The organism is Fusibacter sp. QWL-12, assembly GCF_058683495.1.
In genome coordinates this window covers 687331-713437 of sequence record NZ_CM178745.1, presented here as the reverse complement: position 1 = coordinate 713437, position 26107 = coordinate 687331, and the positions used below count along the sequence as shown (strand labels likewise).

Genomic DNA, 26107 nt, shown 5'->3' with positions numbered 1-26107 from the left:
AAGTAGAAATCAACAGACAGAGAATTAATAGAAGAGTCATGATTAACGAAATTTTGAAGAAAGTATTCTTTTCTTCAACGTTATTTGCTCTTGCTGTTTTAAGTGTTCTTTTATATAGAATTATTGCTCAAAGTATCGGTTGGTTAGATTGGCATTTTCTTACGAGCAAACTGTCAATTTTTCCAGAAAAAGCGGGGATTTATGGTGTTATCATCGGATCCGTTGGATTGATGGTGGTCGTAATACCTGTAACCCTTATTTTGGGTGTATCAACAGCGATCTATCTTGAAGAGTATGCAAGTAAAAGCAGATTCCAAAATTTAATTAAAGTCAATATTTCCAATCTTGCAAGTGTCCCTTCGGTCATCTTCGGTTTATTAGGTCTTGCCTTATTTGGTCGATTCTTAAACTTAGGATCAAGTATTCTAGCAGGTGGTCTTACGTTATCCCTTCTCGTGTTACCGATAGTAGTTGTGTCGAGCCAAGAAGCGCTTAAAGCGGTACCGAATTTTTTAAGAGAAGCATCCTATGCGATGGGTGCAGATAAATGGACGACGATTCGTAAGGTAGTGTTGCCAGTTGCTATCCCAGGGATATTGACCGGTGCGATCCTTTCAATTTCAAGAGCGATAGGCGAAACTGCACCACTGGTTGTATTGGGAATTCCAGCGCTTTTATTAAAAGTACCAACCAGTTTAATGGACGACTTTACTGCGCTACCGATTCAGATCTATTACTGGACGCTGGATACGGTATTAACGCCAGAATATGCAAACCTTGCTGCAGCGACGATCGTCGTGCTACTGGTCACTTTATTTTTAATGAATTCAATTGCAATTGTCATTAGAAATAAAACTCAAAAAACTTATTAATTTTGGAGGCATAAATTGAATCAATACGAGTCTAAAATTGTATATGATGTCAAAGGCTTGAACCTATGGTATGGGAATGATCAAGCTTTAAAGGACATCAACATTCAAATAAATAAAAATGAAGTAACTGCGATTATCGGTCCTTCTGGTTGTGGTAAATCAACTTTTATTAAAACCTTAAATCGAATGATTGAAAACGTACCAAATGTAAGAACATCAGGTGAAATTTTATATCATGGGTTAAATATATTTGATAAAACCATGCGAGTAGAGGAACTACGCACTAGAGTGGGTATGGTATTTCAAAAGCCGAATCCATTTCCAAAATCGATCTATGAGAATGTCCTCTATGGACCAAAAATACACGGTGTTAAAGACAAACAAATGTTGGAAGAAATTCTTGAAACCAGCTTGAAAAGTGCGGCACTTTGGGATGAAGTAAAAGATAGACTTCACGATAATGCATACGGTTTATCTGGTGGTCAACAACAAAGACTTTGTATCGCTAGAGCACTTGCGGTTCAGCCAGACGTTATCCTTATGGACGAGCCAACATCAGCACTCGATCCTATCGCGACAGCTAAAATTGAAGAATTAATCGACAGTCTTAAATCAGATTATTCAATTAGTATCGTTACACACTCCATGCAACAGGCAGGTCGTATTTCGGATAAAACAGCTTTTTTCCTCATGGGAGAATTAGTGGAATTTGGAAACACTGAAATGATATTTTCTAATCCAAGAGATAAACGCACTGAAGATTATATTACAGGTCGATTTGGTTGATCCTAAAAGCTGAGAGGTAAATGATGAAGCTCGGAATTCAGAAAAAACTAATCCTTATGGCACTTACAATTGGCCTTGTGCCCATCATAATTTTGAGTTCTATAAGTATTTCTAGATCCAGTCAAGAGATAAAAAGCGAAGTAGAAGCCAGTACAAAATTATACGCGGTCCTGACAAAAGAAAGGATTGAGAATTTTTTTAATTCCAGAGCGGGAGATGCAACCCTACTCACACATTCAAGCACGATTAAAGAGGGTATAGAGGGGATAAATACCTTTACCCTTAGTAAGGAAGAGTTAGAATCAGTTAAAGCAAACTTTAAAACCTTACTATCAAGCGCAGTGACATATTACAACTATACCGATATATTTGTAACGAACATGTATAATGAAGTTGTTTTTTCGGTCAACTATAATCCGCTAGATCTTGCGCCTTTAGTGGGTTCTGGCTCATTTACAAGCACAGCAATGACAGGTGTGCAAAATTGGTCAAAGCCATTTAGAAACTCGTTTATTGACGATAATATAATGGTTTTAGCTACACCAATCTATGGCAATTATTCAGGAGATCAGCCTATTGGGACGCTGAACATCGTATTAAATCAAAACGATTTAAATGTTTTGGTTACATCGGGAATTGAAAAACTACCGATTGGTTCAGAAGCCTATATAATAAATGAAGAAAACAAACTTTTAACATTAACACAAAAAGCGCCATTTAATGAAAGCGTGACATTGACAGATGCACTTGATACAATAGCTGCGAATAAAATTAATACCCTTGCAGGAACTGAGTATTTGGTTTCGTTTGATGAAGTAAACTATTCAGGGATGACAGCGATTACCACCATAACGGACGTTAAGATTGGTGATTTAAATGCGGGATTAATCATCGATGTAGATCGTGCAATGGCTCTAATCAATATGAGCAATATGCGCAAGCAGATGCTGATCATGGGTGCATTGATTTCAGGACTTAGCATTTTGATGAGTATTTGGATGTCTCAAACGCTAAAAAAACCAATCTATAAGGCGATGACACATATTGAGAGAATTGCGCAATATGATCTTGAAGAAAAATACGATCAAAAGCTGCTTAAGAGAAATGATGAGTTTGGGGTGCTGTATAAGGGGATTGTTACAATCGTTGATAATATGCGTAATATTCTTGAAAAGATGGATGATGCATCGAGCCGTGTGAAAACTTCGACACTCTCACTAAGTGATGATTTAAGGCATTCAAAGATTGGCCTTGATAAAGTGAGTCTTGCGATTAACAGTATATCGGAGAGCTCAAACGAACAAGCCATCTATGCGGTGAGCGGCAGTGAAGCGACATTGACTTTAAAAGAAATGCTCGTCAAAGATTCGGAAATTCAAAATACAATGAATGCAGATTTAGCAAACATGAAACAGATTGTCTATGAAGGAAAGAGTAACGTGGATGCGCTCAGTGTAATCAATTTACAATCGCTTTCTGCAAATGAAGCCGTTCTCAAATCAGTGACTAAAAGCAATGCGGATTCTAAGCGAATAGAAGAAGCGACAGCTCTGATAGAAGAAATCTCAAGACACACAAACTTACTCGCCCTCAATGCCTCGATAGAAGCAGCTAGAGCAGGTGAACATGGTAAAGGCTTCTCTGTAGTGGCAGATGAAATCAGAAAGCTTGCAGAAGAATCGAATCAAGCAACTGGCCACATCCAGCGCATCATTGATGGCATTTATAAGGATCAGAAAAGTGTTGTACAAACCGTAAATGAATTAGTAAAAACGGCAAATAAGCAAAGTGAAGTTGTAAATTTGACGCAAAGCCATTATGATAGTATTGAAAAAGCAATTGAGAATATTTCTATTCTCATCGAGTCAATTTCGAACTCAAGAATTGAAATTGATCATTTAAAAGATACGATTAAAGATCAAACTGCAAAACTAGCCGAACTCAGCCAAGAGAATTCGGCAAGTACTCAGGAAGTTACGGCAATACTTGAGATACAAACTACAGCGATGGCACATATAGAAATAGCAAGTGGTGAACTTGAATCCCTTGCAGTGGTACTCGATGAACAGATAAGGACCTTCAAATTATAAGCGACATCATCGAGTCATCCAATAGATGACGATAAATAAGGAGTTCTTATGAGAAACAATTTAGATAATGAGTTAAAGGCAATTCACGTAGAAATTATTAAGATGGGCACATTAATAGAAAAGTCCATTGAAGAGACCATACTGGCATTAACCACTCAAGATAAGGCTCTAGCAAAGAGAATTGTCGATGGAGATGATCGATTTGACAATATGATGCTTGATATTGAAAATAAGTGTATTTACCTTATTGCAACTCAGCAACCACTTGCAACCGATCTAAGAAAGATTTTTTCTATCGTAAAAATTGTAACCGATTTAGAGCGTATAGCGGATCATTGCTCAGATATTTCAAAGCTGACCTTAGACCTTGCCGACGCAAGCTATGTTAAGCCACTCATCGATATCCCTAAAATGGCGAAACAGGTAAAAGAAATGGTTCGTATGACCATTGATTGTTATATTGACCTTGATATGGAAAAAAGTAGAGTGGTCTGTTCCAATGACGATATAGTCGATAAATTTTTCTATTTAATCAAAAATGATTTAGAAATTGTGATGAAGCAAAAGCCTGAAGAAATTAAGCAATGCATGGATTTTCTAATGATTGCAAAGTATCTTGAACGTATGGCAGACCATGCAACGAATGTGGCAGAATGGGTTATATACTCGGTTGAGGGAGTACGTATCAACGGCAACTAAAAATGAAAGTACGGCATATTTAAAGCAGATAGATATCTGCTTTTTTTTTTATATGTTTTTAACGAGCTATGCTATAATAGTAGTATCGTTATAAGAACAAAGTACTAGATTGACAAGTGGGGAGTATCGATGAGTATCTATCTAGACAACGGTGCTACAAGCTATCCTAAACCCAAAAGTGTTGAGGAAACTTTAATTAGATCAATGACTCAGGTTATAGGAAATGTAGGACGGACGAGTTCCACAGAAGTACATACAGTAGAACATGAAGTCTATAATACTCGGGCATTAATTGCACGATTTTTTGGATTTGAGCCTATCGACCATGTGATTTTTACTAAAAATATCACGGAGAGCATCAACTTATTTCTAAATGGTTTTTTGTCATCAGGAGACAGGGTGATTTATACGGGGATTGAACACAATGCAGTTGCTAGACCGATTGAGCATCTTAGAGTGAATAGGGGCATTGTCCCCATTTTATTAGCCTGTGATACATTTGGTCAAATCGACCTTAACGCGCTTGAAGTATACTTAAATCAAGGCGTAAGATTGGTTGTCGCCTCTCATGCATCAAATGTAACTGGTGATATACAACAAATAGAAGCGATTGGGCAGCTTTGTAATTCATATGATGCGATATTTATGGTTGATGCAGCTCAAAGTGCTGGTGTCATCCCTATAAATATGAAAGAAATGCACATAGATGTTTTGTGTATAACTGGGCATAAGTCTTTACTTGGTCCACAGGGAATTGGCGCAATATTAATAGAGCCTTCTGTTTCAAAGGAAGTGAAACCACTCATTTATGGTGGTACTGGCAGCTTGTCTGAAAGTTTGGAGCAACCAGAACTCATGCCTGATAAGTTTGAATCAGGTACACAAAATATTGCTGGGATATTAGGGCTTGGTGCAGCACTTAATTGGCTGTGTCAAACCACTTTGGAGACGCATCTAGCTTATGAAAGAAGTTTAATTGACAAACTCCAAACCTTTTTGGATGAACAAACAAATTGTATCAGAATCGGAAACCCAGATGCTTATAAAAGATTGCCTGTGCTGTCATTTTATACAAAAGAAAAAGATATCTCTTGGATTGCATATGAATTAAGTAAGGACTATGGTATTCAAACAAGGGTTGGCTTACATTGTGCACCTCTTGCTCATAAAACATATGGGACATATCCTTATGGCACAATTCGAATATCACCATCTAAGTTTACAACTGTAGAAGAAATTGAACAGACTATAGAAGCTTTATCGCATATTTTATGATAATTAATAGGGGGATTAGATGGTAACACGTGGCAACGAGAAGTTATCTATCGACCTACGAGAGGCATATGACATAATTAATAAAAGCAATTTGGTCATATTTAAGTGGACCTTGTCAGACGACATACCGACAGAGTTTGTTTCTGAGAGCATTCAAATCTTCGGCTATCGACCTGAAGATTTTTATGATGCAGGCGATTTGAAAGATTACTGGTCTTTCGTCTATCCAGAAGATCGAGAACGTGTAAAAAATGAGCTTTATCACGCGCGTCAGCAAGGGACAACTAGCTATAAGAATCAATACAGAATTATAACCAAAAGTGGCGATGTGAGATGGGTGGAAGAGTGGGTCATACATGAGCGCGATGAAAGTGGTAACTTACTCCACGAAAAGGGTATACTTAGAGATATAACCGATAGTGTCATAATATCTGAGCGCCTAAAATCAAGTGAAGCAAGATACAAAGAATTATTTGATAATGCCTCGGCATTTATCTTTACTATTAGTGAAAGCGATGCGATTACGACGAGTAATAGAAGCTTTTCTCAACTTCTAGGGATTGAGACTGATAATCAAACTAATATAGAGAACATCAATACTTATTTTTCTACTGCCTTTATTACAAAACTCGCAGGGAAGAGCTTTTACACCTATTGCTTATCAAGAATTGAAGAAAAGGTAGAAGTAGAATTTTTATTACCTACGGGTTATAAAATGCACATTGAACTCAGTAATCGTGTCATTAAACACCCACAAAAGAAAGACGAAATTCAATTAGTAGGAACCGATATTACTGAGAAGAAGTTTGCTGAGGAAAAAATCAAATATTTATCAACGCACGATCCTTTAACAGGATTAAATAATCGATTGTCTTTCGATGAAAAATTGGTTGATTTAGAGCAAAAGGGTGAAAGGGGCATTTGCATAATCGTTGGGGATGTCAATGGACTCAAAATGGTTAACGATGCTTTTGGTCATCGCTATGGCGATCAACTACTAGTAGCAATCTCCGAAATATTAAATACCATTTTTGATGACGAAGATTTTATTACAAGGTTGAGCGGGGATGAGTTTGCTATTATAACACGTAAGCGCGATATACCGAAATGGATTAAGAAAATTGACGAATCCTGTAAGGCATTGGATCGTTTTCCTTTTATTGTAGATATCTCATTGGGATATGCTATAAAAAAAGATACACATCAAACTTTAGATAATTTGTTTAGAGAAGCTGATCATTCAATGTATCGAAGCAAACTGAGACGCTCAAGACGAATTAAACTAGATATGATTGAATCCCTTAAAAAGCAGTTGGAGATTAAATCCATTGAGACGGCATATCATTCTAGAAGAATGACGAAAATAGCATCCGATTTTGGTAAGTTCATCGGATTAAACGACATTCACATGGAAGAACTTACCTTGGCGGTATCTGTTCATGATATTGGAATGGTTTCGGTTGATAAATCGCTACTTGATAAACCTGGTAAATTGACTGAAAGTGAGTTCAATGAAGTCAAAAAGCATGCAGAAATTGGTTATCATCTGTTAATTGCAACGCCTACACTTGCCAATGTTGGTGAGTATGTTCTCTCACATCATGAAAACTTTGATGGAACCGGATACCCGCAAGGTTTAAAGGGAAATGAAATTCCATATATCGCTCGAATTATTGCAGTTGTAGATAGCTATGAATCTATGACCAGAGAACGAATTTATCATGGTGCTATCGGTCACGATAAAGCGATAAGTGAACTTGAAAGACTTTCAGGCAAAAGGTATGATCCTAAAATAGTCGCAGCATTTGTAGCTTATTATGAGCAAGTCAAAGCTTAACTTAATTGGATTTTTATTTTTATTTTTATTTTTATTCGGGTATACTATACCCTTTAAAGAAAGGAGGTTAGGATGGATAGAAGGCGGAATAAACGTTTACAGAATTTGGGGATGATTGAATCCTTTAACTTTCACAACAACAACCAAGACGTCGTTATCAATTCTCCTCTAGAGATTTCACTCATAGATATTTCAGCGGGAGGTCTTGGGATCAAGTCAAATATACCATTAACCGAGGCGACAACTCTCAGCATCGCTATTAGCTATGAAGATGTTAATTATGTGGTGATTGGTCGTGTGGTCTGGTGTAGACGAGAAGAAGATATATACAACTGTGGTCTTAAACTGATATACATGCCTGCCGATTTGAGTCATTTGATCGACAGTATGATAGAAAATGAAAACAAGTACATGAACTAATCAGGAGGATGCAAAATGAAAAGAGAAGAAATTAACGCAGAATACAAGTGGAACTTAGACGATCTTTTTGTAAATGATACCTCATGGGAAGATGCTTTTAACAAAATTAAAAGTGACTTGGTTATTTTTAAAGCGTTGAAAGGGACTTTGACTCAATCGTCAGAGGCGTTATTAAAAGGATTAAATGCCTATGAAGCCCTTGCGCGTAGCCTAATGAATGTGGTTACTTATGCAAGGCTTAGACAAGATGAGAATACTAAAAATGCAACTTATCAAGCATTCGTTTCTCGTTCAGAAAGCCTTATGACTGAGTTTGGCGAAGCGACAGCATTTGTAACGCCTGAATTACTCAGTGTTGAATACGAAGTGATCCAAAACCTACTTCAACACGAAGAGCTTAAAATCTATAATAAGTATTTTGAAGATTTATTCCGTAATAAGCCGCATATTCTTTCTGAAGAAATGGAAGCGGTTTTAGCTCAAACTGCTGAACTGGGAGATGCACCTAGCAATACCTATGGCATGCTGCTTAATGCAGATATGACATTTGAGGATGCAATTGATGCAGAAGGAAAACCACATAAATTAACCAATGGTAGCTATGTGTCGATTCTTATGGGTGAAGATCGCATCCTTAGAAAAGATGCTTTTGAGAAGTTTTACAAGGTCTATGAAGCGCATAACAATACCATTGCTTCATTGATGCAAGCAGAAGTTAAGAAGAATATCTTCTTTAGTAAAATGAGAAAACATCCTTCAGCGAGAGAAGCGGCACTATTTGAAAATAATATTCCTGCTTCAGTACCTGACAAACTAATTGAAGCGGTTAACGCCAATCTAGAGACTTTCTATAAATACATGCGCCTTAGAAAACGTGTACTCGGTGTTGAAGAATTACATTTGTATGATATTTATACACCTATCGTCGCTGGGGTTGACTTTAAAATTCCTTATGAAGAGGCTAGAACAACTGTAACTGAAGCGCTGGGCGTCTTGGGTAAGCCATATCAAGATGTAATCAAATCTTCGTTTACAGATGGTTGGATTGATGTCTATGAATCAGAAGGAAAGAGAAGTGGTGCTTATTCATGGGGAACTTATGATTCGAAACCTTACGTGCTCTTAAACCACAAGGAAAACTTAGACAGTATGTTTACTTTAGCACATGAGTTAGGTCACTCAATGCACAGTTATTTAACTCGAGCAAATCAACCTTATGTTTATGGCAATTATTCGATATTTGTAGCTGAAGTCGCTTCTACGACGAATGAGGCATTATTAAATGATTACCTTCTAAAAACAATTACAGATGCAGAGAAAAAGAAATATATTCTCAATCATTATTTAGAACAATTTAGAGGGACTATTTTCAGACAAACGATGTTCGCTGAATTTGAAAGAGATATTCACAAGCACGTTGAAAATGGTGGCGCTTTGACTGCTGAGTTTTTAAATCAGCATTATTATGATCTCAACAAAAAGTATTTTGGTCCAGATGTTGTTATTGATGAAGCCATCAAATATGAATGGTCTAGAATTCCGCACATGTATTACAACTTCTATGTGTATCAATACGCAACTGGTTTTTCAGCTGCAATAGCACTCTCAGATGCAATCTTAAAACAAGGCGCACCAGCATTAGATAAGTATTTAGGATTCTTATCAAGTGGTTCATCGGATTACCCAATTAATATATTGAGAGCAGCTGGTGCTGATATGGAGACCGAACATCCAGTTTCCAATGCTTTAGCAGTATTCAAAACCATAGTTGACGAATTAGATACGATGCTTTAAAATGTATATGCTACGGTAACAGAGTAGGTAAAATGCGTTAAGTGTTAAGGGATGGGAAGTTGACCTTAAACGAAAGACAAAGTCTGCGATATTTTACCGCGTCCGCTGTTGCATTATTATGCTGCCTTGATAGTAATGTAATAGTAGGAATTTACATTATTAAGGAGGCATATTATGCAAGAGAAACAAACGAAGTCAAAAATGAGCACTTCGATTATTGTGAAATCTGCATTATTAGCAACGATCAGTGTTGTATTAACACGTTTCTTGTCGTTAATGTTAATATTAGGCGGACTACCAGCTTTACGAGTGGGATTTGGAAGTATTCCGCTCATTATATCGGGAATGATGTTTGGTCCTGTAATAGGTGGTTTAACAGGCATTGTTTCTGACATAGTCGGTTACATGATTAACCCCATGGGAGGAACCTTCTTCCCAGGATTTACTTTAACCGCGGCACTTTATGGTGTCATTGCAGGTTTGTTGTTTAAAACCTTTAAGATTCATAAAATGAAGTTAAACTTTAACATTGTTAATGCACTAGTCATGGTCCTTTTTGGTATCGGACTTGTCTATTTGATGTTTTCAACAGGTACGATCAACTTCGTAGATGGTAAACCCCTTATGGAAGATACTAATGCGATGCCGATTATTATCTTGATGGTTCTAGTAACGGCACTTTTCATCATTTTACCTTTTGCTATGTCAAGCAGATTGAAGAGCTCAAAAGGTGCTGTAGGTTTTGATAAAATTGCATTTGCGGTGAACTTAACGTATGTTATAAACTCTTTGTTTTTTAATACCATTTGGTTGACGATTTTATACGATAAAGGGTTTATGGTATTTTTACCAGGTAGAGTTATTGCCGCCATCGTAACAATTCCAGTTTACACACTCGTGATCTATACCATTGGTAAATTTATTAACTTAATTGAACAATAATTCTTACCCGTAGCAAGGCAAAAATAATTGATTTAATAACCTGCTCTCAGAATTGAACTGAGAGCAGGTTTTTTTAGTTTCGATAGGCGAAGATTTTACTAAAGTCTTACCCGAAAAAAAACGTTCTATGTTATAATAGACCTTAGTATAGTGAGGGTATTATGACGAAAAAAAATATTAAAGAAGTAATTGAAAGACTGGAAGCGCTTTACCCAGATGCTAGCGCGGAATTAGATTTTAAAAATCCATTTGAACTCTTAATTGCAGTTATCTTAAGTGCCCAGTGTACCGATGTTCGGGTAAATCAAGTGACTAAAGTGCTGTTTGAGGTTGCAGGCGATGCACTTTCTTTAAGCGAGCTTCCAATTGAAAGAATAGAAGAAATAATTAAACCATGCGGTTTATATAAAACAAAGTCTAAAAACATTCAAGAAACAGCAAGGCGATTGGTTGCGTTTTATGGTGGTGAAGTGCCAAGCAGTCATGAAGCTTTAACAGAGCTTCCAGGTGTTGGAAGAAAAACGGCCAATGTCGTTGTATCAAATGCATTCGGAATTCCTGCGATTGCAGTGGATACACATGTTTTTAGAGTCTCAAATAGAATTGGGCTTGCAAAAGCAAGTACTGTTGAAGCCACAGAAGTACAACTTATGAAGGCGATTAATAAGGAAAAATGGACATTAGCACACCATATGATTATTTTTCATGGCAGACGCGTTTGTAAAGCGAGACAGCCACAGTGTGAGGTCTGTACATTAAACGATTTATGTGAGTTTTATAAGAAAAACCAACGAAGGAAGGTTTAACATGACAAAAAAGCTGATTCCAATGCCTAAAAACTTAATGTTTGCTCTTGATATAGGAACAAGGAGTGTCGTAGGCGTATTAACTAAAAAAGTCGATAAACAGCATGTTGTTGTGGATTATGAAATTATGGAACATCCAGATCGTGCAATGTTTGATGGCCAAATTCACGATATTGCTAAAGTGACTGAAGTTGTTCAAAAAGTCGTAAATGCGCTAGAGGATAGAAATGGATTTAAGCTTGAACAGGCGGCTATCGCAGCGGCAGGTAGAGCATTAAAGACCGAGCGTTCTACTTTTGAGATGTCTATCGATCAAACCAAAGAGATAGATAAAGCCATTACAGATAGTATTGAAATGCAAGCAATACAATTGGCACAAAAGCAACTGGGTGAAAGAGAACAGCTCAAATCCAGTTATTACTGTGTTGGCTATAGTGTCATTAACTATTATCTGGATCAAAGCATGATCCTAAATCCGATTGGTCATAAGGGAAAGTTACTTCAAGTAGAAATTATTGCGACATTTCTACCTCATATCGTTGTTGATAGTTTGTATTCGGTTGTGCATAAAGCTGGTTTAGAGGTTATGAATTTAACGCTAGAACCTATTGCATCTATAAATGTTGCGATACCTAAAAATCTGCGATTGCTTAATCTTGCTCTTGTAGATGTTGGGGCAGGTACTTCAGATATTGCAATTTCCAAAGATGGTGCTGTAACTTCGTATGGCATGGTTGCTCTTGCTGGAGATGAGATAACAGAAAAAATTGCTCAAACGTATCTATTGGATTTTAATAGCGCGGAAAAGTTGAAGATTGGTCTGAACAAACAAGAAGAAAACTCATTTGTGGATGTTTTAGGTTTAACACATACTTTGTCCACAGAAGAAATCATGAGTCAAATTAACGATACAGTTGAACTGATAACGAAAGAAATTGCAGATAATATGCTGTCCTTAAATAAAAAAGCACCAAGTGCGGTATTTTGTATCGGTGGCGGTGCACAAATTCCTGGTTTTACAAAGCATTTGGCAACTCATCTTGGATTACCTCAAGAAAGAGTTGTTATTAAAAGCGTTGAAAACTTAGAAATGGTGGGTTTTGAACTCGAACCACTTAAGGGACCTGAGTTTATTACACCTATCGGTATAGGGGTGACCGCGTTTGAAGAACGTGATCATGATTTCATTCAGGTGAATGTCAATGATACTTCTATAAGGTTGTTTAATTCTAAACCGCTACAAGTATCTGATGCACTGATCTTGACGGGTTATAATGCTAGAAGTTTAATTTCTGAAAGAGGCGATAGTTACTTTGTTAATGTAGATGGCGTTAAGAAAGAGATTAAGGGAGAGTATGGTGATCCTGCGACAATCTTTATTAATGGTCTTTCCGCACACCTAGATTCAAAAATAAACCACAAGGATCAAATCACAATAGAGCCTGCTAAAAAAGGCTCTACGAGAGTGATGCAGCTTAAAGAAGTCGTTAACTTTGATGCGGCGGTTTATTTAAACGGTGAGAAAATAAAAATAGTTGAAGTGGTCGGCGTTAACGGTGTTGATCGAACTGGTGATTATGTTGTTCAACCAGATGATGTTATATTAACTAGAGGGTTAAAAACCATTCATGATTTAAGTAAGTTGCTTGAACTTGATGGTGCTGGTTATGCGATTTATATGAAAGATAGTAAAGTTGATCCAAATGAGTTATTATCACCTGGGAGCTATTATGAATATCAACTCGCAGAATTTGACACTTCCTCGATTCTTTCAGAGCGTGATGCATTTCGTCCGACTGATGCATATAAGGAAGCCTTTAGTTTAGACTCAAATATAGAAGTGTTTGTAAATGGCAATAATGTATCCATTCCTAATAAGCAAAATGGTGTTGTATTTGTAGATGTATTTAGTCATATAGATTTTGATTTAACTAAGCCCCAGGGAATTCTCGTTCTCAAACTAAATGGTGAGAGAGCAAAGTATACAGATACCCTCGCTTCAGGAGACATTATCGATATATTTTGGAATTCTTAATGGAGGATAAAAATGAGTGATTTATTTGATAGAAGTTATAGCTGTAATATTTGTGGTGGGGAGTTTACTTCTAAACAAGTAAAAACATCAGCGGTACGGGCAAAAGAGCGAAAAAAAGACTTTCATACGATATTTTCAGGTGAAAATCCAACCTATTACGGGATTATCTGTTGTCCAAACTGTGGTTTTACGCAGTTTGAAAATGATTTTAAGAAAGATTTAAGTTCAAAATGTAAGACAGCCATACAAAATACGGTTACGAAAAACTGGAAGCCACAAGATTTTACTGGTCAAAGAGATCTTCAAACGGCAATAAAAGTTCATTTAATTGCACTTGTCAATTATACGGTTATGCAGGCGAATCAAGCGACATTAGCGAAACTATTGCTGAGATTGGCATGGTTTTATGAAGAACTTGGAAATGAAAGTGATAATAAGAAATACACACAGCTTGCACTCGATGCTTTTATTAAAAGCTATGAAGTAGAAAAGCAGGATGATGAAGAGGGTAAAGAGCTTGAAGTTATTTATCTTATTGGTGAGCTGAATAGACAGCTAGGAAACTATAAAGAAGCGATTAGATGGTATGAAATGGTTGTCCGTCATGAGTTTGCTTTTAAGAATCGTCTTATTAAAACGTATGCAAAAGATCAATGGGCTTTGGCTGCTGAACAGTATAACGCATCAAAATAATCGATTAGCGTAAGGAGTAATCAATGTTTATCTATTTAATTAGACATGGCGAAACCTTTGCAAATGTAGCAAAAGAGTTTGCTGGCGTTACCGATGTAGCGTTAACAGAAAATGGTAAGGAACAAGCGAAAGAGGCAATGTCAAAGCTATCAAATGTCGCTTTTGATCATGTATATAGTTCTGATTTAATTAGGGCACATCATACAGCGTTAACAATTTGCGAAGCACAATCAATTCAACCTATGCCTCTTAAAGAGCTTAGAGAGATGAATTTTGGTATTTGGGAAGGTAAGACTTTTAAAGAAATTCAAAAATCTGACCCTGAAAGACTGAATTCATGGTTTGTTGATTTTGAGAATTTTAAGGTTCCAGAAGGTGAAAGTGTTAAAGAGATGTTTGAACGCGTTACAAATGCGTATAAAAAAATCATAGAGCCACATTCACTGGACTCTGAAACTAAGATCGCAATCGTAGCTCATGGAGGGGTAATTCAAGCCTTGTTAAGCTATTTATGCTATGAAAATGAATCTGGTTATTGGAAGTTTAAAATTGATAATTGTGGCATTAATAAAATTGAATATGTCATGGGATACCCTGTCATCCAAGGGATCAACTTATAAGTTGGGATATAAGCCATATTTAATGAAGTCAATATGATATCTTTTTAGAGCGCTTAACATAAAAAATATGTCAAGAAGCGATAAAAATATGTTATCATATGCATATACTAAAATAGAAGGAGGAATGTCTGTGAAAGCTGAGTATATAAATGCTTTTATAAAAGCATCAACTGAAGTGCTGAATAACTTTGTCCCAGACAAATTTAGTGTTGGAAGACCTTTAGTTAGATCGAACCCGTTTCCGACAAAAGAGATTGTCATCATACTCGGTATAACTGGTGATATAAAAGGTCAAGCGGTTTTTAGCTTAGACATTTCTATGGCTAAAGCTATTGCATCGGGAATGATGATGGGGATGCCTGTTGAAGAAATAGATGAAATGGCAAAAAGTGCTTTGTCAGAGCTAGGAAATATGATCATGGGGAATTCAGCAACTTTGCTATTCAATGAAGGAACTAAAATAGACATCACACCTCCATCTTTAGTAAAAGGTACTGATATTGAAATTTCGACAGCAGGTATGGAGACGATTTGTGTGCCTCTTGTATCTGCTTCTGGAGATGTTGAGTTTGATATTGGAATAAAAGGTTAATGGAGATTTTTAAATGATTAATATTGTTTTATATCAGCCAGAGATACCACCGAATACGGGGAATATAGCGAGAAGCTGTGCCATAACAGGCGCAAAACTTCACCTTATTAAACCGCTTGGGTTTTCTTTGGACGATAAACATCTCAAGCGTGCTGGTCTAGATTATTGGGATTATCTTGATCTCGAGGTCCATGAAGACGAACATGCTTTTTTTGCGAAATATGGCAATGAAAAATTGTATTTTGCTACAACAAAAGCGACAAAATATTATGATGAATGTCAGTTTGAACCAGATTGTTTTATAATTTTTGGGCGAGAAACATCAGGTTTACCAGCTAGAATTCACGAGGCTTATCAAGAATCAAGATTTAAGATTCCGATGCGTAAAAACGAACATCTAAGAAGCTTAAATTTATCAAATTCTGTAGCCATCATATTATATGAAGCCTTGCGGCAGAATCAGTTTTTTGATTTGAAATGATTGATTTAATCACTGCACGGGGACGTGTGGTGTTTTTTTTTTATAAAATATAGAGAATTCATTAAGGAGAATAAGGAGAAAAAGATGGGATTTTCTACTGAAGCACTATTGGCAATACTTATGCCGCTACTTGGGGGTTTAGGTTTATTTCTTTATGGGATGACTGTTATGAGCGAGGGACTTGAAAAGTCTGCAGGAAATCGTTTAGAGAAGATAATCGAAAAATTATCAGGTAATGTATTTAAAGGTGTTCTAATGGGAGCACTTGTTACAGTTGTTATTCAAAGTTCATCTGCAACAACCGTAATGGTAGTAGGCTTTGTTAATGCAGGTATTATGAGCCTAACTCAAGCCATCGGGGTAATTATGGGTGCTAATATCGGTACGACGATTACGGCGCAATTGGTATCAATTGATTTAACGATGCTTGCACCAATTGCTATCGCAATAGGTGTTGGGATTAAGCTTTTTTCAAAGAAAAACAAACAAATTATCATCGGGGAAATTATCCTTGGTTTTGGTATATTGTTTTTAGGTATGGAGTTGATGAAAGACGCACTAAAACCGCTTAGAGAATATGAAGGTTTTGTCGTTATGATCAAGTCAATTGGTGCTGGGACACTCGTTGGTTCTATTAAAGGCTTTTTAATCGGTTTACTTGTAACTGCAGTTGTTCAAAGCTCTTCGGCAACAACAGGTATAATGGTTGCTTTAGCTGCAACGGGTGCACTTCCGATTGAAGCAGCATTCCCAATGCTTTTAGGTACAAACGTTGGTACTTGTGTGACGGCATTGTTATCTTCTATAAGTGCAAACCGTACCGCTAAAAGAGCGGCTGTGATGCATCTTATGTTTAATGTGCTAGGGACTTTAATTTTCTTTGCCGCATTCTCAGGAATGACGATCAAAGTTGTTACAAGTATCAGTAGCGATCCTGCAAGACAACTTGCTAATGCACACACCTTATTTAATGTAATGAACACTTTAATATTATTACCATTTGCAGGTCTTATTGTTAAGAGTGTAAATATACTAATTCCTGTAACTCAAGAAGAAAAGGAAGCGACAACTTATGGCATTAAGTATCTTGATGAGCGTATCTTAGAAACGCCAACAATCGCTTTAGGTCAAGTTGTCAAAGAGGTGCTCCATATGGGGAATCTGGCTAAAATTTCTCTTGAAAGTGCGATTCATGCACTAAAAAATAATGACCAAAAGAGCATAGAAAAGACATTTAAAATTGAAAAGACCATTAATACTCTAGAAAGAGAAATTAGTGAATATTTAATTAAGCTATCCAATACGTCGATCGATAACGATGATAGAAAAATTATTGATGGCTTGTTTAGCACCATTAATGATATTGAACGCGTTGGTGACCATGCTGACAATATTGCCGAGCTTGCACTCTATAAAATTGACAATACAGTCCATTTTTCAGACAAAGCAGTTGTGGAATTAGATGAAATGACACTTAAAGTTATTGAAGCTTATGAACTTTCACTTGAAGCGATGAAAGAAGAAAATCGATACAAAGCACAAAAAGTTGTTGAAATTGAAGGTGTTGTTGATGAAATGGAAAAAACACTTAGAAAGAAACACATTACACGTCTTAATGAGGGCAGATGTGAAACGAGCTCAGGTATTATATTCTTAGATATGTTGAGTAATCTAGAGAGAATCTCAGATCACTCTTCAAATATTGCATTAGCTGTTTTAGATGTATCTGAACACTAGGAGGCAAAAATGGATAAAATTTATGATGTAATTATTATTGGATCTGGACCAGCAGGTCTATCGGCAGGTCTTTATGCAGCAAGAGCTAAAATGACGACCTTGATTCTGGAAAAAGATAAGACGGGTGGTCAGATTTCAGGAACCGAAGAGGTTGCGAATTACCCTGGGTCAATCCGTGAAGCGACTGGTCCATCTCTTGTTGCAAGGATGGTAGAACAAGTTGAAGCTTTTGGAGCTGAAAGAGTAAGAGCAGATGTAACCGCTGTTGAACTCGAAGGTAAAGTCAAAAAACTTGTGACGTCAAAGGGCGATTTGTATGCTAAGTCTGTTATTTTAGCATTGGGTGCTAAGCCAAGATTATTAGGCGTTCCAAATGAAAAACTATTAACCGGTAAAGGCGTTTCCTATTGTGCAACTTGTGATGCTGAATTCTTTACGGATTTAGAAGTCGTGGTGTTTGGTGGCGGTGATACGGCTTTGGAAGAAGCTATGTTTATCGCTAAGTTTGCTAAAAAAGTAACTGTAGTTCATAGAAGAGATACTTTTAGAGCTGCAAAATCAATTGTAGAAAAAGCAATGGCGCATCCAAAACTTGAGTTTATTTATGATTCGGTTGCTACACAGATCATTGGCGATGGCATGGTTCAGGGTGTAGAAATAAAAAATATTAAAACAGAAGAAATGAAGCAGATTATGGCTGATCCAAATGATGGACTCTTAGGTGTGTTCGTATTTGTTGGCTATCTTCCTGAAACTGAGTTGGTCAAAGAACTTGTAACGGTTGATCATGCAGGTTATATTGTTACAGATGAAAATATGAAAACGAAAATTCCGGGAGTATTTGCTGCTGGTGATGTTCGTGCAAAATCTTTAAGACAGGTAGTAACAGCAGCTGCTGATGGTGCTATTGCAGCAGTTCAAGCTGAAAAATACGTAGACGCTTTGGAGGAATAGATATGTTAATTTTAGACAAAGAGAATTTTGAAACAGAAGTACTTAAAGCTGAAGGTGTTGTAGTTGTAGATTTCTGGGGAGAAGGATGCGAGCCTTGTAAAGCACTTATGCCAGATTTTGAAGCGCTTGAAGGTGAATTTCAAGGAAAAGTAACCTTTGGTAAACTCAATACAACTCAGGAGAGAAGATTGGCAATTAGCCAGCGCGTTCTTGGCTTACCTACTATTGTACTTTACAAAGATGGACAAAGAATGGGCGAATGTACTAGAGATTCAGCAAATGTTGAAGGTATTAAAGCTTTGATTTCAGCCAATCTTTAATAAAATGAATTTTTAGATAAAGTCAACAAATTATTGTAAGTGTGTTTGAATATTCAAACGGGCTTGTAAGATTGTTTGTATAATTATCACATATATCACGCCAAAGGCGAACTTTCTAAAAGTGTTTTTGTGTTAGGTTTTCATATAGAATTTTGTTAGATTTTACGTTCGAAAATTCTAATAATTCTGATTGAAGTATTTCTACAAAAGCGACTAAGGCTTGATGTTGTAGTTAGCTCAAAAAAACTATATATTTCAACTACCGCAATATTAAATGTTGTTGTAATTTGAAGTGGATAACGATATAATTATTTCGAAGACGCAAGTCGAATGAATTTATTAGTGGAGGTTTTACAATGAAAAAAGTATTGTTGATTGCTCTATCGCTTATTTTAGTATTAAGCATGGTAGGCTGTGGTCAAAAATCAGACGACGGTACTTATGAGATCGCGTTGATTACTGACAAAGGTAATATCGATGACAAATCATTTAACCAAGGTGCTTGGGAAGGTGTTGTAGCTTATGCTGAAGAACACAAGATTTCTCACACTTATATCAAACCAGAAGAAGCATCAGATGCTGGCTATTTAGCTGCAATTGATTTAGCTGTAACTGGTGGCGCTAAAATCGTCGTAACTCCTGGTTTCTTATTTGAGGTTCCTATCTATGAAGCTCAAACTAAATACCCAGAAGTAAAATTCATCCTTCTTGATGGCGCACCACATACTGCTGATTACTCAACATTTGAAACTAAAGAAAACGTTGCTTCTGTAATGTATTCTGAAGAACAATCAGGTTACCTTGCTGGTTATGCAGCAGTTCAAGATGGTATGACTGATTTAGGTTTCATGGGTGGTATGGCTGTACCTGCAGTTCAAGCTTTCGGTTACGGTTACCTTCAAGGTGCTGAAGCTGCAGCTGCTGAACTTGGTTTAGCTGATGGCGCTGTAAAAGTAACTTACCACTATACTGGTAACTTCGAAGAAAACGATACAAACAAAGCAACAGCAAGAACTATGTACCAAGAAGGCGTACAAGTAATCTTTGCTTGTGGTGGTTCTGTTGGTAAATCTGTTATGTCAGCTGCTTCTGAAGCTGGTGCAAAAGTTATCGGCGTTGACGTTGACCAAAGATACGATTCAGAAACAGTTATCACTTCTGCAACAAAAGGTCTTTCTGCTTCTGTAGTTCAAGTTCTTGATGCTATCTACAATGATGGTTGGGCAACTTACTCTGGAAAAACAACTTACTTTAATGCTGCTAATAACGGTGTTGGTCTTCCAACAGAAGTTATCGGTGATGCTAATGGTAATGCGTTTGACAGATTTGCATCATTTGACAAAGCTGCTTACGATGCAATCTTCGCTAAGTTAGCTGACGGTTCTGTTACACCTATCAGAACAATTACTGTTGCTGATGCAAGTGGTGTTGCTACTGCTGATGAGTTAACATCTGCATTAAACCTTGTTAAGGTTGCTGTAACTACTAGATAATAAGAACGATTTAGTACTCGACATAATGCGTCAGCCTTATGCTTGTATATGATTCTTGATGGGGGGAGGCTTTAGGTTTCCCCCTGTTTTTTTTATAGAAAGTTTCAATTTTTCAGAAAAAGTAATAAGAAAATCATATGGTTTACCAAATATTTATTGTAAAATTTCAACATATACAAATGAGGTCACATTGTATATTATTAACAATGTAGCGTCTGTTGTGAGAATTCTATTAGAAAAGAAGAGGTCAAAGTGGAAAATTATATTGTTGAAATGCTAAATATAACAAAAGAATTCCCTGGTATTATTGCAAACGATAATATTACCTTAAATCTTAAAAAAGGGGAAGTTCACGCTCTATTAGGTGAGAATGGTGCTGGAAAATCAACTCTCATGAGCGTTCTCTTTGGTTTATATCAGGCTGAAAAGGGCGAGATTCGCAAAAATGGTGAAGTAGTTAAGATTAATAATCCAAATGATGCGAACGCACTTGGGATCGGAATGGTGCATCAGCACTTTAAATTAGTTGAGATCTTCACTGTGCTGGAAAATATCATTCTCGGGGTAGAACCAAACAAAATGGGCTTCATAGAAAGAAGAGAAGCAAAGAAAAAGGTGATAGAACTCAGTGAAAAATATGGGCTTGCCATCAACCCAGATGCACTGATTGAAGATATTTCTGTAGGTATGCAACAAAGAGTTGAAATCTTGAAGATGCTATACAGAGAAAATGAAATACTCATATTTGACGAACCAACTGCTGTATTAACGCCTCAAGAAATTAAGGAGCTCCTTAAGATCATGCGTGGCTTTGCAGAAGAAGGAAAATCTATTTTGTTTATTACTCACAAACTAAACGAAATAATGGAAGTCGCAGATCGCTGTACGGTTTTAAGAAAAGGTAAATATATCGGAACGGTAGATGTAAAAAATACGACTAAAGAGGAATTATCGAGAATGATGGTTGGTAGAGATATCAGCTTTAGTGTCGATAAAGCGCCTTCAAAGCCGGGAGAAGTTGTGTTATCTGTAGATAATATAACGGTTGCATCTAAGCTCCATAAAAATAATGCTGTTAAAGGGGTTACTTTTGATGTACGTGCAGGTGAAATTGTTTGTCTAGCAGGTATTGAGGGTAATGGTCAGACGGAATTTGTCGCTGCACTGACTGGTCTTGAGAAAATGACTGAAGGTAGTATTCATCTTTGTGGAAAAGACATTACCAAGTATTCTATTAGAGAGCGCTCGATTGCAGGTATGAGTCATATTCCTGAAGATCGACACAAGCATGGCTTGGTGTTAGAGTACTCACTTGAAGAAAATATGGTTCTTCAAAGATATTGGGAATCAAAGTTTCAGAAGAAAGGCTTCATTAAATTTGACGAAGTAAGAAATTATGCTGAGGGCTTAATTAAGCAATTTGACGTAAGAAGTGGTCAAGGACCTATTACAGTTGTTAGAAGCATGTCTGGTGGTAATCAACAAAAAGCGATTATCGCAAGAGAAATAGATAAAAAGCATGAATTGTTAGTTGCTGTACAACCGACGAGGGGACTTGATGTCGGAGCAATTGAATACATTCATAAACAACTTGTTGCGACTCGCGATGCGGGTAAAGGTGTTCTTTTAGTATCTTTAGAGCTTGAAGAGGTTATGAACGTTAGTGATAGAATACTTGTAATGTACGAGGGTGAGATCGTAGGAGAACTCGATCCTAAGACGACAACAGTTCAAGAATTGGGCTTGTATATGTCGGGTGCAAAACGCAACACTGTAAAGGAGACTAACCATGCAGGATAATAATAAATCTTCACAAAAAAGAGGATTTGATTTTAGATCAATTACTAAAACTAAAGGGTTTTCTGCTTTTACAGCAGCTTTACTTGCAATCACTTTGGGTCTTATCTTTGGTTTAATTGTAATGACTTTAGCAAATCCATCAAAGGCAATGGCTGGCTTTAGATACGTATTGGTTGGCGGTTTTAGTAGATTCGGAGATGTGCTTTACTTTGCTACACCGATCTTAATGACAGGTTTAGCAGTTGGTTTTGCATTTAAAATGGGTCTATTTAATATCGGTGCATCTGGTCAGTACACAATGGGTATGTTCTTTGCCTTATATGTAGGCTTTATGGTGGACCTTCCAGCTGGGCTTCACTGGGTTGTGGCGATATTAGCCGGAATGATCGGCGGTATGATTTGGGGCTTTATCCCAGGTATATTTAAGGCTTTATTAAACGTAAATGAGGTAATTACTTCAATTATGTTCAACTATATTGGAATGTATTTAGTAGATATGTGGGTTCAAGGAAATGCGACGATGTATATCGCGAGCAAATCAAGAACTAACTATTTACCATCAACCGTACAAATTCCGTCGCTCGGTGTTGAAGGTTCAAACGTTAACCTAGGGATTATTTTTGCAATTTTAGTAGCAGTTTTATTATTTGTCGTATTACAAAAAACGACGTTTGGTTATGAACTAAAAGCAACTGGATTTAATAAAACGGCTGCGGATTACGCAGGTATGAAGGGAAAAAGAAACATCGTTGTCACTATGATAATCGCTGGTGGACTTGCAGGCCTTGGTGGTGCATTTGCTATATTAGCGCCTTCTGCAATTGCAGGTAGCAGTATGACTTATGAACCAATTAACATCATAGCAGCTAACGGCTTTAATGGTATTGCCGTTGCCTTACTAGGTAGTTCAAATCCGATAGGAATCATATTCTCTGCAATCTTCATCTCTCATATTCAAAGAGGTGGATCGCTTGCTAACCTAGTTGGTTTTAAACCTGAAATCATCGATGTTGTTATCGCGGTTATTATTTACTTCTCTGCGTTTGCTATGATTATGAACTCAGCATTTGCTAAGTTTGTTAAATCTAAATTTGGCAAAAAAGTTGAAATGGCAAATGCGAATGCTGAACCGACAACTGCAAATAAGGAGGCAAAATAATGGATACGATTTATTATTTAATTCAAAATATGCTTCCAGTTGCAATCCCTTTGCTCTTAGTTGCATTAGGTGGTATGTTTAGTGAACGTAGTGGTGTTATTAACATCGCTCTTGAAGGGATTATGTTATTCGGTGCCTTCTTTGGCGCATTGTTTGTGTATAATGTTCAAAAGACGGATATTAATCCACAAGTAATTTTACTAATGGGTATGGTTGTTGCCGCAGTAGCTGGCTTGGTATATTCATTGCTATTGTCTTTTGCTGCAGTTACAATGAAGGCAGACCAAACAATCACGGGTACATCATTAAACATGATGATTCCTGCTGCTATATTGCTGTTTTCAAAAATGTTCTTTAACAGTGATGGTATTACGACAAATATGGCGTTCTATATTAGAAAAATGCCTATTTTAGGTGATATTCCAGTGATCGGTCAAATGTTTTTCCAAAAAACATATTTAACGGTTGTTATAGGCTTTGTATTACTTGCAATCGCTGTTATCGTATTTTATAAAACGAAGTTTGGTTTAAGACTCAGAGCCTGCGGTGAACACCCACAAGCGGCTGACTCAGTTGGGATTAACGTCTACGTGATGCGTTATGCAGGTGTAAGTCTCTCTGGTATCCTTGGCGGTATCGGTGGTTTCTTCTATTCTGTAGGGATCCTAGACGGAAATATCAGTGGGCATACAGGGGTAGCTGGTTTCGGTTTCTTGGCGTTAGCCGTTATGATCTTTGGTCAGTGGAAACCAATCAGAATCTTATTTGCTGCATTGTTCTTTGCATTCTTGAGAACGTTAGCTTATTCGATTGCATTGATTCCATTCTTAAATGATTTGGGTATCAATCAAACTTATTACAAAATGCTACCTTATGTTGCGACTATGGTTGTTCTTGCATTTACATCTAAAAAATCAAGAGCACCAAAAGCAGAAGGAATTCCTTACGATAAAGCTAAGAGATAATATGTTTTATGTTGAGTTTAATGCTAGTAAATTTAGTGAACCTACCTTCTGTGGTCTATTATGTAGACCATAACTGAAATTAATATTTGTTTTATAGAGCAGTCGGAAGCTTAATATTGGCACGACTGCTCTGTTTTATTTGAAAAGCTATCATTTTACAAGGTAATTTGGTATAATTATAGCGTTATTATGTCGTTCGAATATATGAATCAAAATAGGATGTGACGGTACTCGATATGAAGATGAACTTTAATCTAAATCTGATTCAAACTCAAAAACTCATCATGACCCCTGAATTGAAACAGGCGATAGAAATCCTACAATTCAATGCAGTTGAGTTAAATGAGTTTATCAACGAGGAGTTATTAAATAACCCAATTCTTGAAAGAACTGCCTCAGAATCTGATGAAGAACTCTATGGCGATAAGGCTGAACAAGAGTTCGAATACGATCTTGATAAAGGGGATAAACAAGAAATGGACTGGGAAGACATGGTCAATTATTTTGACGATGTCAGACCAATTGCGAATACCACTTATAATTCAGATAACGACATCAATTACGATAATTTTGTTGCAGATGAAGAAAATCTTAAAGACTATTTGCTGATGCAACTTAAATTCTCCAAGCTTGACCATGACGTAATGCGGATTGGGGAATATATAATAGAAAATATCGATGATAATGGTTACTTGAAAATGAACAATGACGAAGCTATGATATTGTTCAATCGTTCAAACGAAGAAATTGAGCAGGTTGTAAGGCTTGTACAGACATTTGATCCTCCTGGCGTAGGTGCTAGAAGTCTTAAAGAATGCTTGTTAATTCAACTTTACCAACAAGGCTATGAGGAAAGTCTGGAAGAGACTTTAGTCACTGATCACTTAGAAGAATTGGGTGAGAAGAAGTTTGCTCAAATCGCTAAAAAATTAAATGAAACAGCTGAACGCGTGCAGTCATCTTATGATTATATAAAAACATTAGAACCAAAACCGGGTAGATCGTTTAGTTCATTAAGAGATGTCAGATACGTTATTCCAGATGTTTTTGTCGAAAAACTAAAGGATGAGTATGTCGTTAATGTTAATGAAAGTGCGTCGCCAAGACTTCAAATAAATGGATTTTATAAGAATATGTTAAATCAATTTACAAGGGATTCTTTGACGAATGAGTATTTGACTAAAAATTTGCAATCCGCACTTAGGATCATTAAGAGCATTGAACAGAGGAGAAATACCATCTATCGCGTATGTAAAGCGATTGTAGAGTACCAGTATGATTTCTTTGAAAAAGGATTACTATACCTAAAGCCATTAAATCTAAAGGATATAGCTGATGAGATAGAAGTACATGAATCAACTGTATCAAGAGCGGTTAATGGAAAATACATGCAGTGTCCAAACGGGTTGTTTGAGATAAAGTACTTTTTCCAAAGTGGTGTAAAAGGTGCCAGTGGTGAAGGGGTTTCTTCAGAAAGCGTAAAATTGGTCATGAAAGAAATGATCGATAAAGAAGACACTAAGAAGCCTTTGAGTGATCAGTATATATCTGATGAACTCAATAAGACAGGTATTAATATTTCAAGAAGAACCGTTGCGAAATATCGAGATGAGTTAAACATACCACCATCATCTAAGAGGAAACGATTTTAGTCAACCAGCACACAATTTATGTGCTGGTTTTTCTCTGTCAAAAAAGTAACAATCCCTTGGAAATACGTAATCAGATAGAGTTTGT

The 26107-nt window shown here is 36.7% G+C and carries 23 protein-coding genes and 1 riboswitch; all 23 genes read left to right on the top strand.

Annotated elements, in window-relative coordinates; translation table 11 throughout:
* The first annotated feature begins 38 nt into the window (after positions 1-38).
* The 23 genes from pstA to rpoN all read left to right on the top strand — a co-directional run bounded on the left by pstA (position 39) and on the right by rpoN (position 26022).
* Positions 39-872: a phosphate ABC transporter permease PstA gene (gene pstA, locus AC4PID_RS03860; RefSeq protein ID WP_492135354.1), complete on the top strand. Its 834-nt coding sequence runs from the start codon at positions 39-41 to the stop codon at positions 870-872.
* 15 nt (positions 873-887) lie between these two features.
* Complete coding sequence (gene pstB, locus AC4PID_RS03855; RefSeq protein WP_492134248.1) at positions 888-1658, top strand: phosphate ABC transporter ATP-binding protein PstB; 771 nt, start codon at positions 888-890, stop codon at positions 1656-1658.
* Between the two features lie 23 nt (positions 1659-1681).
* Entirely contained in the window at positions 1682-3748 is a 2067-nt protein-coding gene (locus AC4PID_RS03850; protein ID WP_492134247.1) for a methyl-accepting chemotaxis protein, read from the top strand.
* 48 nt (positions 3749-3796) lie between these two features.
* On the top strand, positions 3797-4447 hold the full coding sequence (phoU, locus tag AC4PID_RS03845) for a phosphate signaling complex protein PhoU (protein WP_492134246.1): 651 nt from the start codon (positions 3797-3799) through the stop codon (positions 4445-4447).
* Between the two features lie 129 nt (positions 4448-4576).
* Positions 4577-5722, top strand: coding sequence for an aminotransferase class V-fold PLP-dependent enzyme (locus AC4PID_RS03840; protein ID WP_492134245.1), 1146 nt, complete (start codon positions 4577-4579; stop codon positions 5720-5722).
* Between the two features lie 19 nt (positions 5723-5741).
* On the top strand, positions 5742-7559 hold the full coding sequence (locus AC4PID_RS03835) for an HD domain-containing phosphohydrolase (protein WP_492134244.1): 1818 nt from the start codon (positions 5742-5744) through the stop codon (positions 7557-7559).
* Positions 7560-7631: 72 nt separating this feature from the next.
* On the top strand, positions 7632-7979 hold the full coding sequence (locus AC4PID_RS03830; RefSeq protein ID WP_492134243.1) for a PilZ domain-containing protein: 348 nt from the start codon (positions 7632-7634) through the stop codon (positions 7977-7979).
* 15 nt (positions 7980-7994) lie between these two features.
* The gene (gene pepF / locus AC4PID_RS03825; RefSeq protein WP_492134242.1) at positions 7995-9773 is read left to right on the top strand and encodes an oligoendopeptidase F; all 1779 of its coding nucleotides are present in this window, start codon (positions 7995-7997) and stop codon (positions 9771-9773) included.
* Positions 9774-9790: 17 nt separating this feature from the next.
* A riboswitch (THF riboswitch) is annotated at positions 9791-9883 on the top strand.
* Positions 9884-9947: 64 nt separating this feature from the next.
* Positions 9948-10715, top strand: coding sequence for a folate family ECF transporter S component (locus AC4PID_RS03820; protein WP_492134241.1), 768 nt, complete (start codon positions 9948-9950; stop codon positions 10713-10715).
* A gap of 161 nt (positions 10716-10876) precedes the next feature.
* Positions 10877-11521 (top strand): endonuclease III, encoded by a 645-nt coding sequence (gene nth / locus AC4PID_RS03815; RefSeq protein ID WP_492134240.1) that lies wholly within the window; start codon positions 10877-10879, stop codon positions 11519-11521.
* A gap of 1 nt (position 11522) precedes the next feature.
* Positions 11523-13556, top strand: a complete 2034-nt coding sequence (locus AC4PID_RS03810; protein ID WP_492134239.1) for a cell division protein FtsA — start codon at positions 11523-11525, stop codon at positions 13554-13556.
* A 12-nt stretch (positions 13557-13568) separates the two neighbouring features.
* Positions 13569-14249, top strand: coding sequence for a DUF2225 domain-containing protein (locus AC4PID_RS03805; protein ID WP_492134238.1), 681 nt, complete (start codon positions 13569-13571; stop codon positions 14247-14249).
* A 23-nt stretch (positions 14250-14272) separates the two neighbouring features.
* The gene (gene cobC, locus AC4PID_RS03800; protein ID WP_492134237.1) at positions 14273-14869 is read left to right on the top strand and encodes an alpha-ribazole phosphatase; all 597 of its coding nucleotides are present in this window, start codon (positions 14273-14275) and stop codon (positions 14867-14869) included.
* A gap of 130 nt (positions 14870-14999) precedes the next feature.
* Positions 15000-15461: a chemotaxis protein CheX gene (locus tag AC4PID_RS03795; protein WP_492134236.1), complete on the top strand. Its 462-nt coding sequence runs from the start codon at positions 15000-15002 to the stop codon at positions 15459-15461.
* Positions 15462-15474: 13 nt separating this feature from the next.
* Positions 15475-15942, top strand: a complete 468-nt coding sequence (gene trmL / locus AC4PID_RS03790) for a tRNA (uridine(34)/cytosine(34)/5-carboxymethylaminomethyluridine(34)-2'-O)-methyltransferase TrmL (RefSeq protein WP_492134235.1) — start codon at positions 15475-15477, stop codon at positions 15940-15942.
* An 84-nt stretch (positions 15943-16026) separates the two neighbouring features.
* A complete protein-coding gene (locus tag AC4PID_RS03785; RefSeq protein WP_492134234.1) occupies positions 16027-17679 on the top strand; it encodes a Na/Pi cotransporter family protein in 1653 nt (550 codons plus the stop codon).
* Between the two features lie 9 nt (positions 17680-17688).
* Complete coding sequence (gene trxB / locus AC4PID_RS03780; RefSeq protein ID WP_492134233.1) at positions 17689-18633, top strand: thioredoxin-disulfide reductase; 945 nt, start codon at positions 17689-17691, stop codon at positions 18631-18633.
* A gap of 2 nt (positions 18634-18635) precedes the next feature.
* On the top strand, positions 18636-18953 hold the full coding sequence (gene trxA / locus AC4PID_RS03775; protein WP_492134232.1) for a thioredoxin TrxA: 318 nt from the start codon (positions 18636-18638) through the stop codon (positions 18951-18953).
* A gap of 356 nt (positions 18954-19309) precedes the next feature.
* Complete coding sequence (locus AC4PID_RS03770) at positions 19310-20446, top strand: BMP family lipoprotein (protein WP_492134231.1); 1137 nt, start codon at positions 19310-19312, stop codon at positions 20444-20446.
* Positions 20447-20698: 252 nt separating this feature from the next.
* Entirely contained in the window at positions 20699-22246 is a 1548-nt protein-coding gene (locus AC4PID_RS03765) for an ABC transporter ATP-binding protein (protein ID WP_492134230.1), read from the top strand.
* Positions 22236-23405, top strand: coding sequence for an ABC transporter permease (locus AC4PID_RS03760; protein ID WP_492134229.1), 1170 nt, complete (start codon positions 22236-22238; stop codon positions 23403-23405). Before AC4PID_RS03765 ends, AC4PID_RS03760 begins: the two co-directional genes overlap by 11 nt.
* Positions 23405-24370 (top strand): ABC transporter permease, encoded by a 966-nt coding sequence (locus tag AC4PID_RS03755; RefSeq protein ID WP_492134228.1) that lies wholly within the window; start codon positions 23405-23407, stop codon positions 24368-24370. The genes AC4PID_RS03760 and AC4PID_RS03755 overlap by 1 nt, the downstream gene beginning before the upstream one ends.
* 242 nt (positions 24371-24612) lie before the next feature.
* Positions 24613-26022, top strand: coding sequence for an RNA polymerase factor sigma-54 (gene rpoN / locus AC4PID_RS03750; RefSeq protein WP_492134227.1), 1410 nt, complete (start codon positions 24613-24615; stop codon positions 26020-26022).
* Positions 26023-26107: the final 85 nt, after the last annotated feature.

Coding starts and splice junctions, on each gene's coding strand:
- pstA (WP_492135354.1), top strand. CDS start 39: ATGATTAACGAAATTTTGAAGAAAGTATTCTTTTCTTCAACGTTATTT.
- AC4PID_RS03850 (WP_492134247.1), top strand. CDS start 1,682: ATGAAGCTCGGAATTCAGAAAAAACTAATCCTTATGGCACTTACAATT.
- phoU (WP_492134246.1), top strand. CDS start 3,797: ATGAGAAACAATTTAGATAATGAGTTAAAGGCAATTCACGTAGAAATT.
- AC4PID_RS03840 (WP_492134245.1), top strand. CDS start 4,577: ATGAGTATCTATCTAGACAACGGTGCTACAAGCTATCCTAAACCCAAA.
- AC4PID_RS03835 (WP_492134244.1), top strand. CDS start 5,742: ATGGTAACACGTGGCAACGAGAAGTTATCTATCGACCTACGAGAGGCA.
- AC4PID_RS03830 (WP_492134243.1), top strand. CDS start 7,632: ATGGATAGAAGGCGGAATAAACGTTTACAGAATTTGGGGATGATTGAA.
- pepF (WP_492134242.1), top strand. CDS start 7,995: ATGAAAAGAGAAGAAATTAACGCAGAATACAAGTGGAACTTAGACGAT.
- AC4PID_RS03820 (WP_492134241.1), top strand. CDS start 9,948: ATGCAAGAGAAACAAACGAAGTCAAAAATGAGCACTTCGATTATTGTG.
- nth (WP_492134240.1), top strand. CDS start 10,877: ATGACGAAAAAAAATATTAAAGAAGTAATTGAAAGACTGGAAGCGCTT.
- AC4PID_RS03810 (WP_492134239.1), top strand. CDS start 11,523: ATGACAAAAAAGCTGATTCCAATGCCTAAAAACTTAATGTTTGCTCTT.
- AC4PID_RS03805 (WP_492134238.1), top strand. CDS start 13,569: ATGAGTGATTTATTTGATAGAAGTTATAGCTGTAATATTTGTGGTGGG.
- cobC (WP_492134237.1), top strand. CDS start 14,273: ATGTTTATCTATTTAATTAGACATGGCGAAACCTTTGCAAATGTAGCA.
- trmL (WP_492134235.1), top strand. CDS start 15,475: ATGATTAATATTGTTTTATATCAGCCAGAGATACCACCGAATACGGGG.
- AC4PID_RS03785 (WP_492134234.1), top strand. CDS start 16,027: ATGGGATTTTCTACTGAAGCACTATTGGCAATACTTATGCCGCTACTT.
- trxB (WP_492134233.1), top strand. CDS start 17,689: ATGGATAAAATTTATGATGTAATTATTATTGGATCTGGACCAGCAGGT.
- trxA (WP_492134232.1), top strand. CDS start 18,636: ATGTTAATTTTAGACAAAGAGAATTTTGAAACAGAAGTACTTAAAGCT.
- AC4PID_RS03770 (WP_492134231.1), top strand. CDS start 19,310: ATGAAAAAAGTATTGTTGATTGCTCTATCGCTTATTTTAGTATTAAGC.
- AC4PID_RS03760 (WP_492134229.1), top strand. CDS start 22,236: ATGCAGGATAATAATAAATCTTCACAAAAAAGAGGATTTGATTTTAGA.
- AC4PID_RS03755 (WP_492134228.1), top strand. CDS start 23,405: ATGGATACGATTTATTATTTAATTCAAAATATGCTTCCAGTTGCAATC.
- rpoN (WP_492134227.1), top strand. CDS start 24,613: ATGAACTTTAATCTAAATCTGATTCAAACTCAAAAACTCATCATGACC.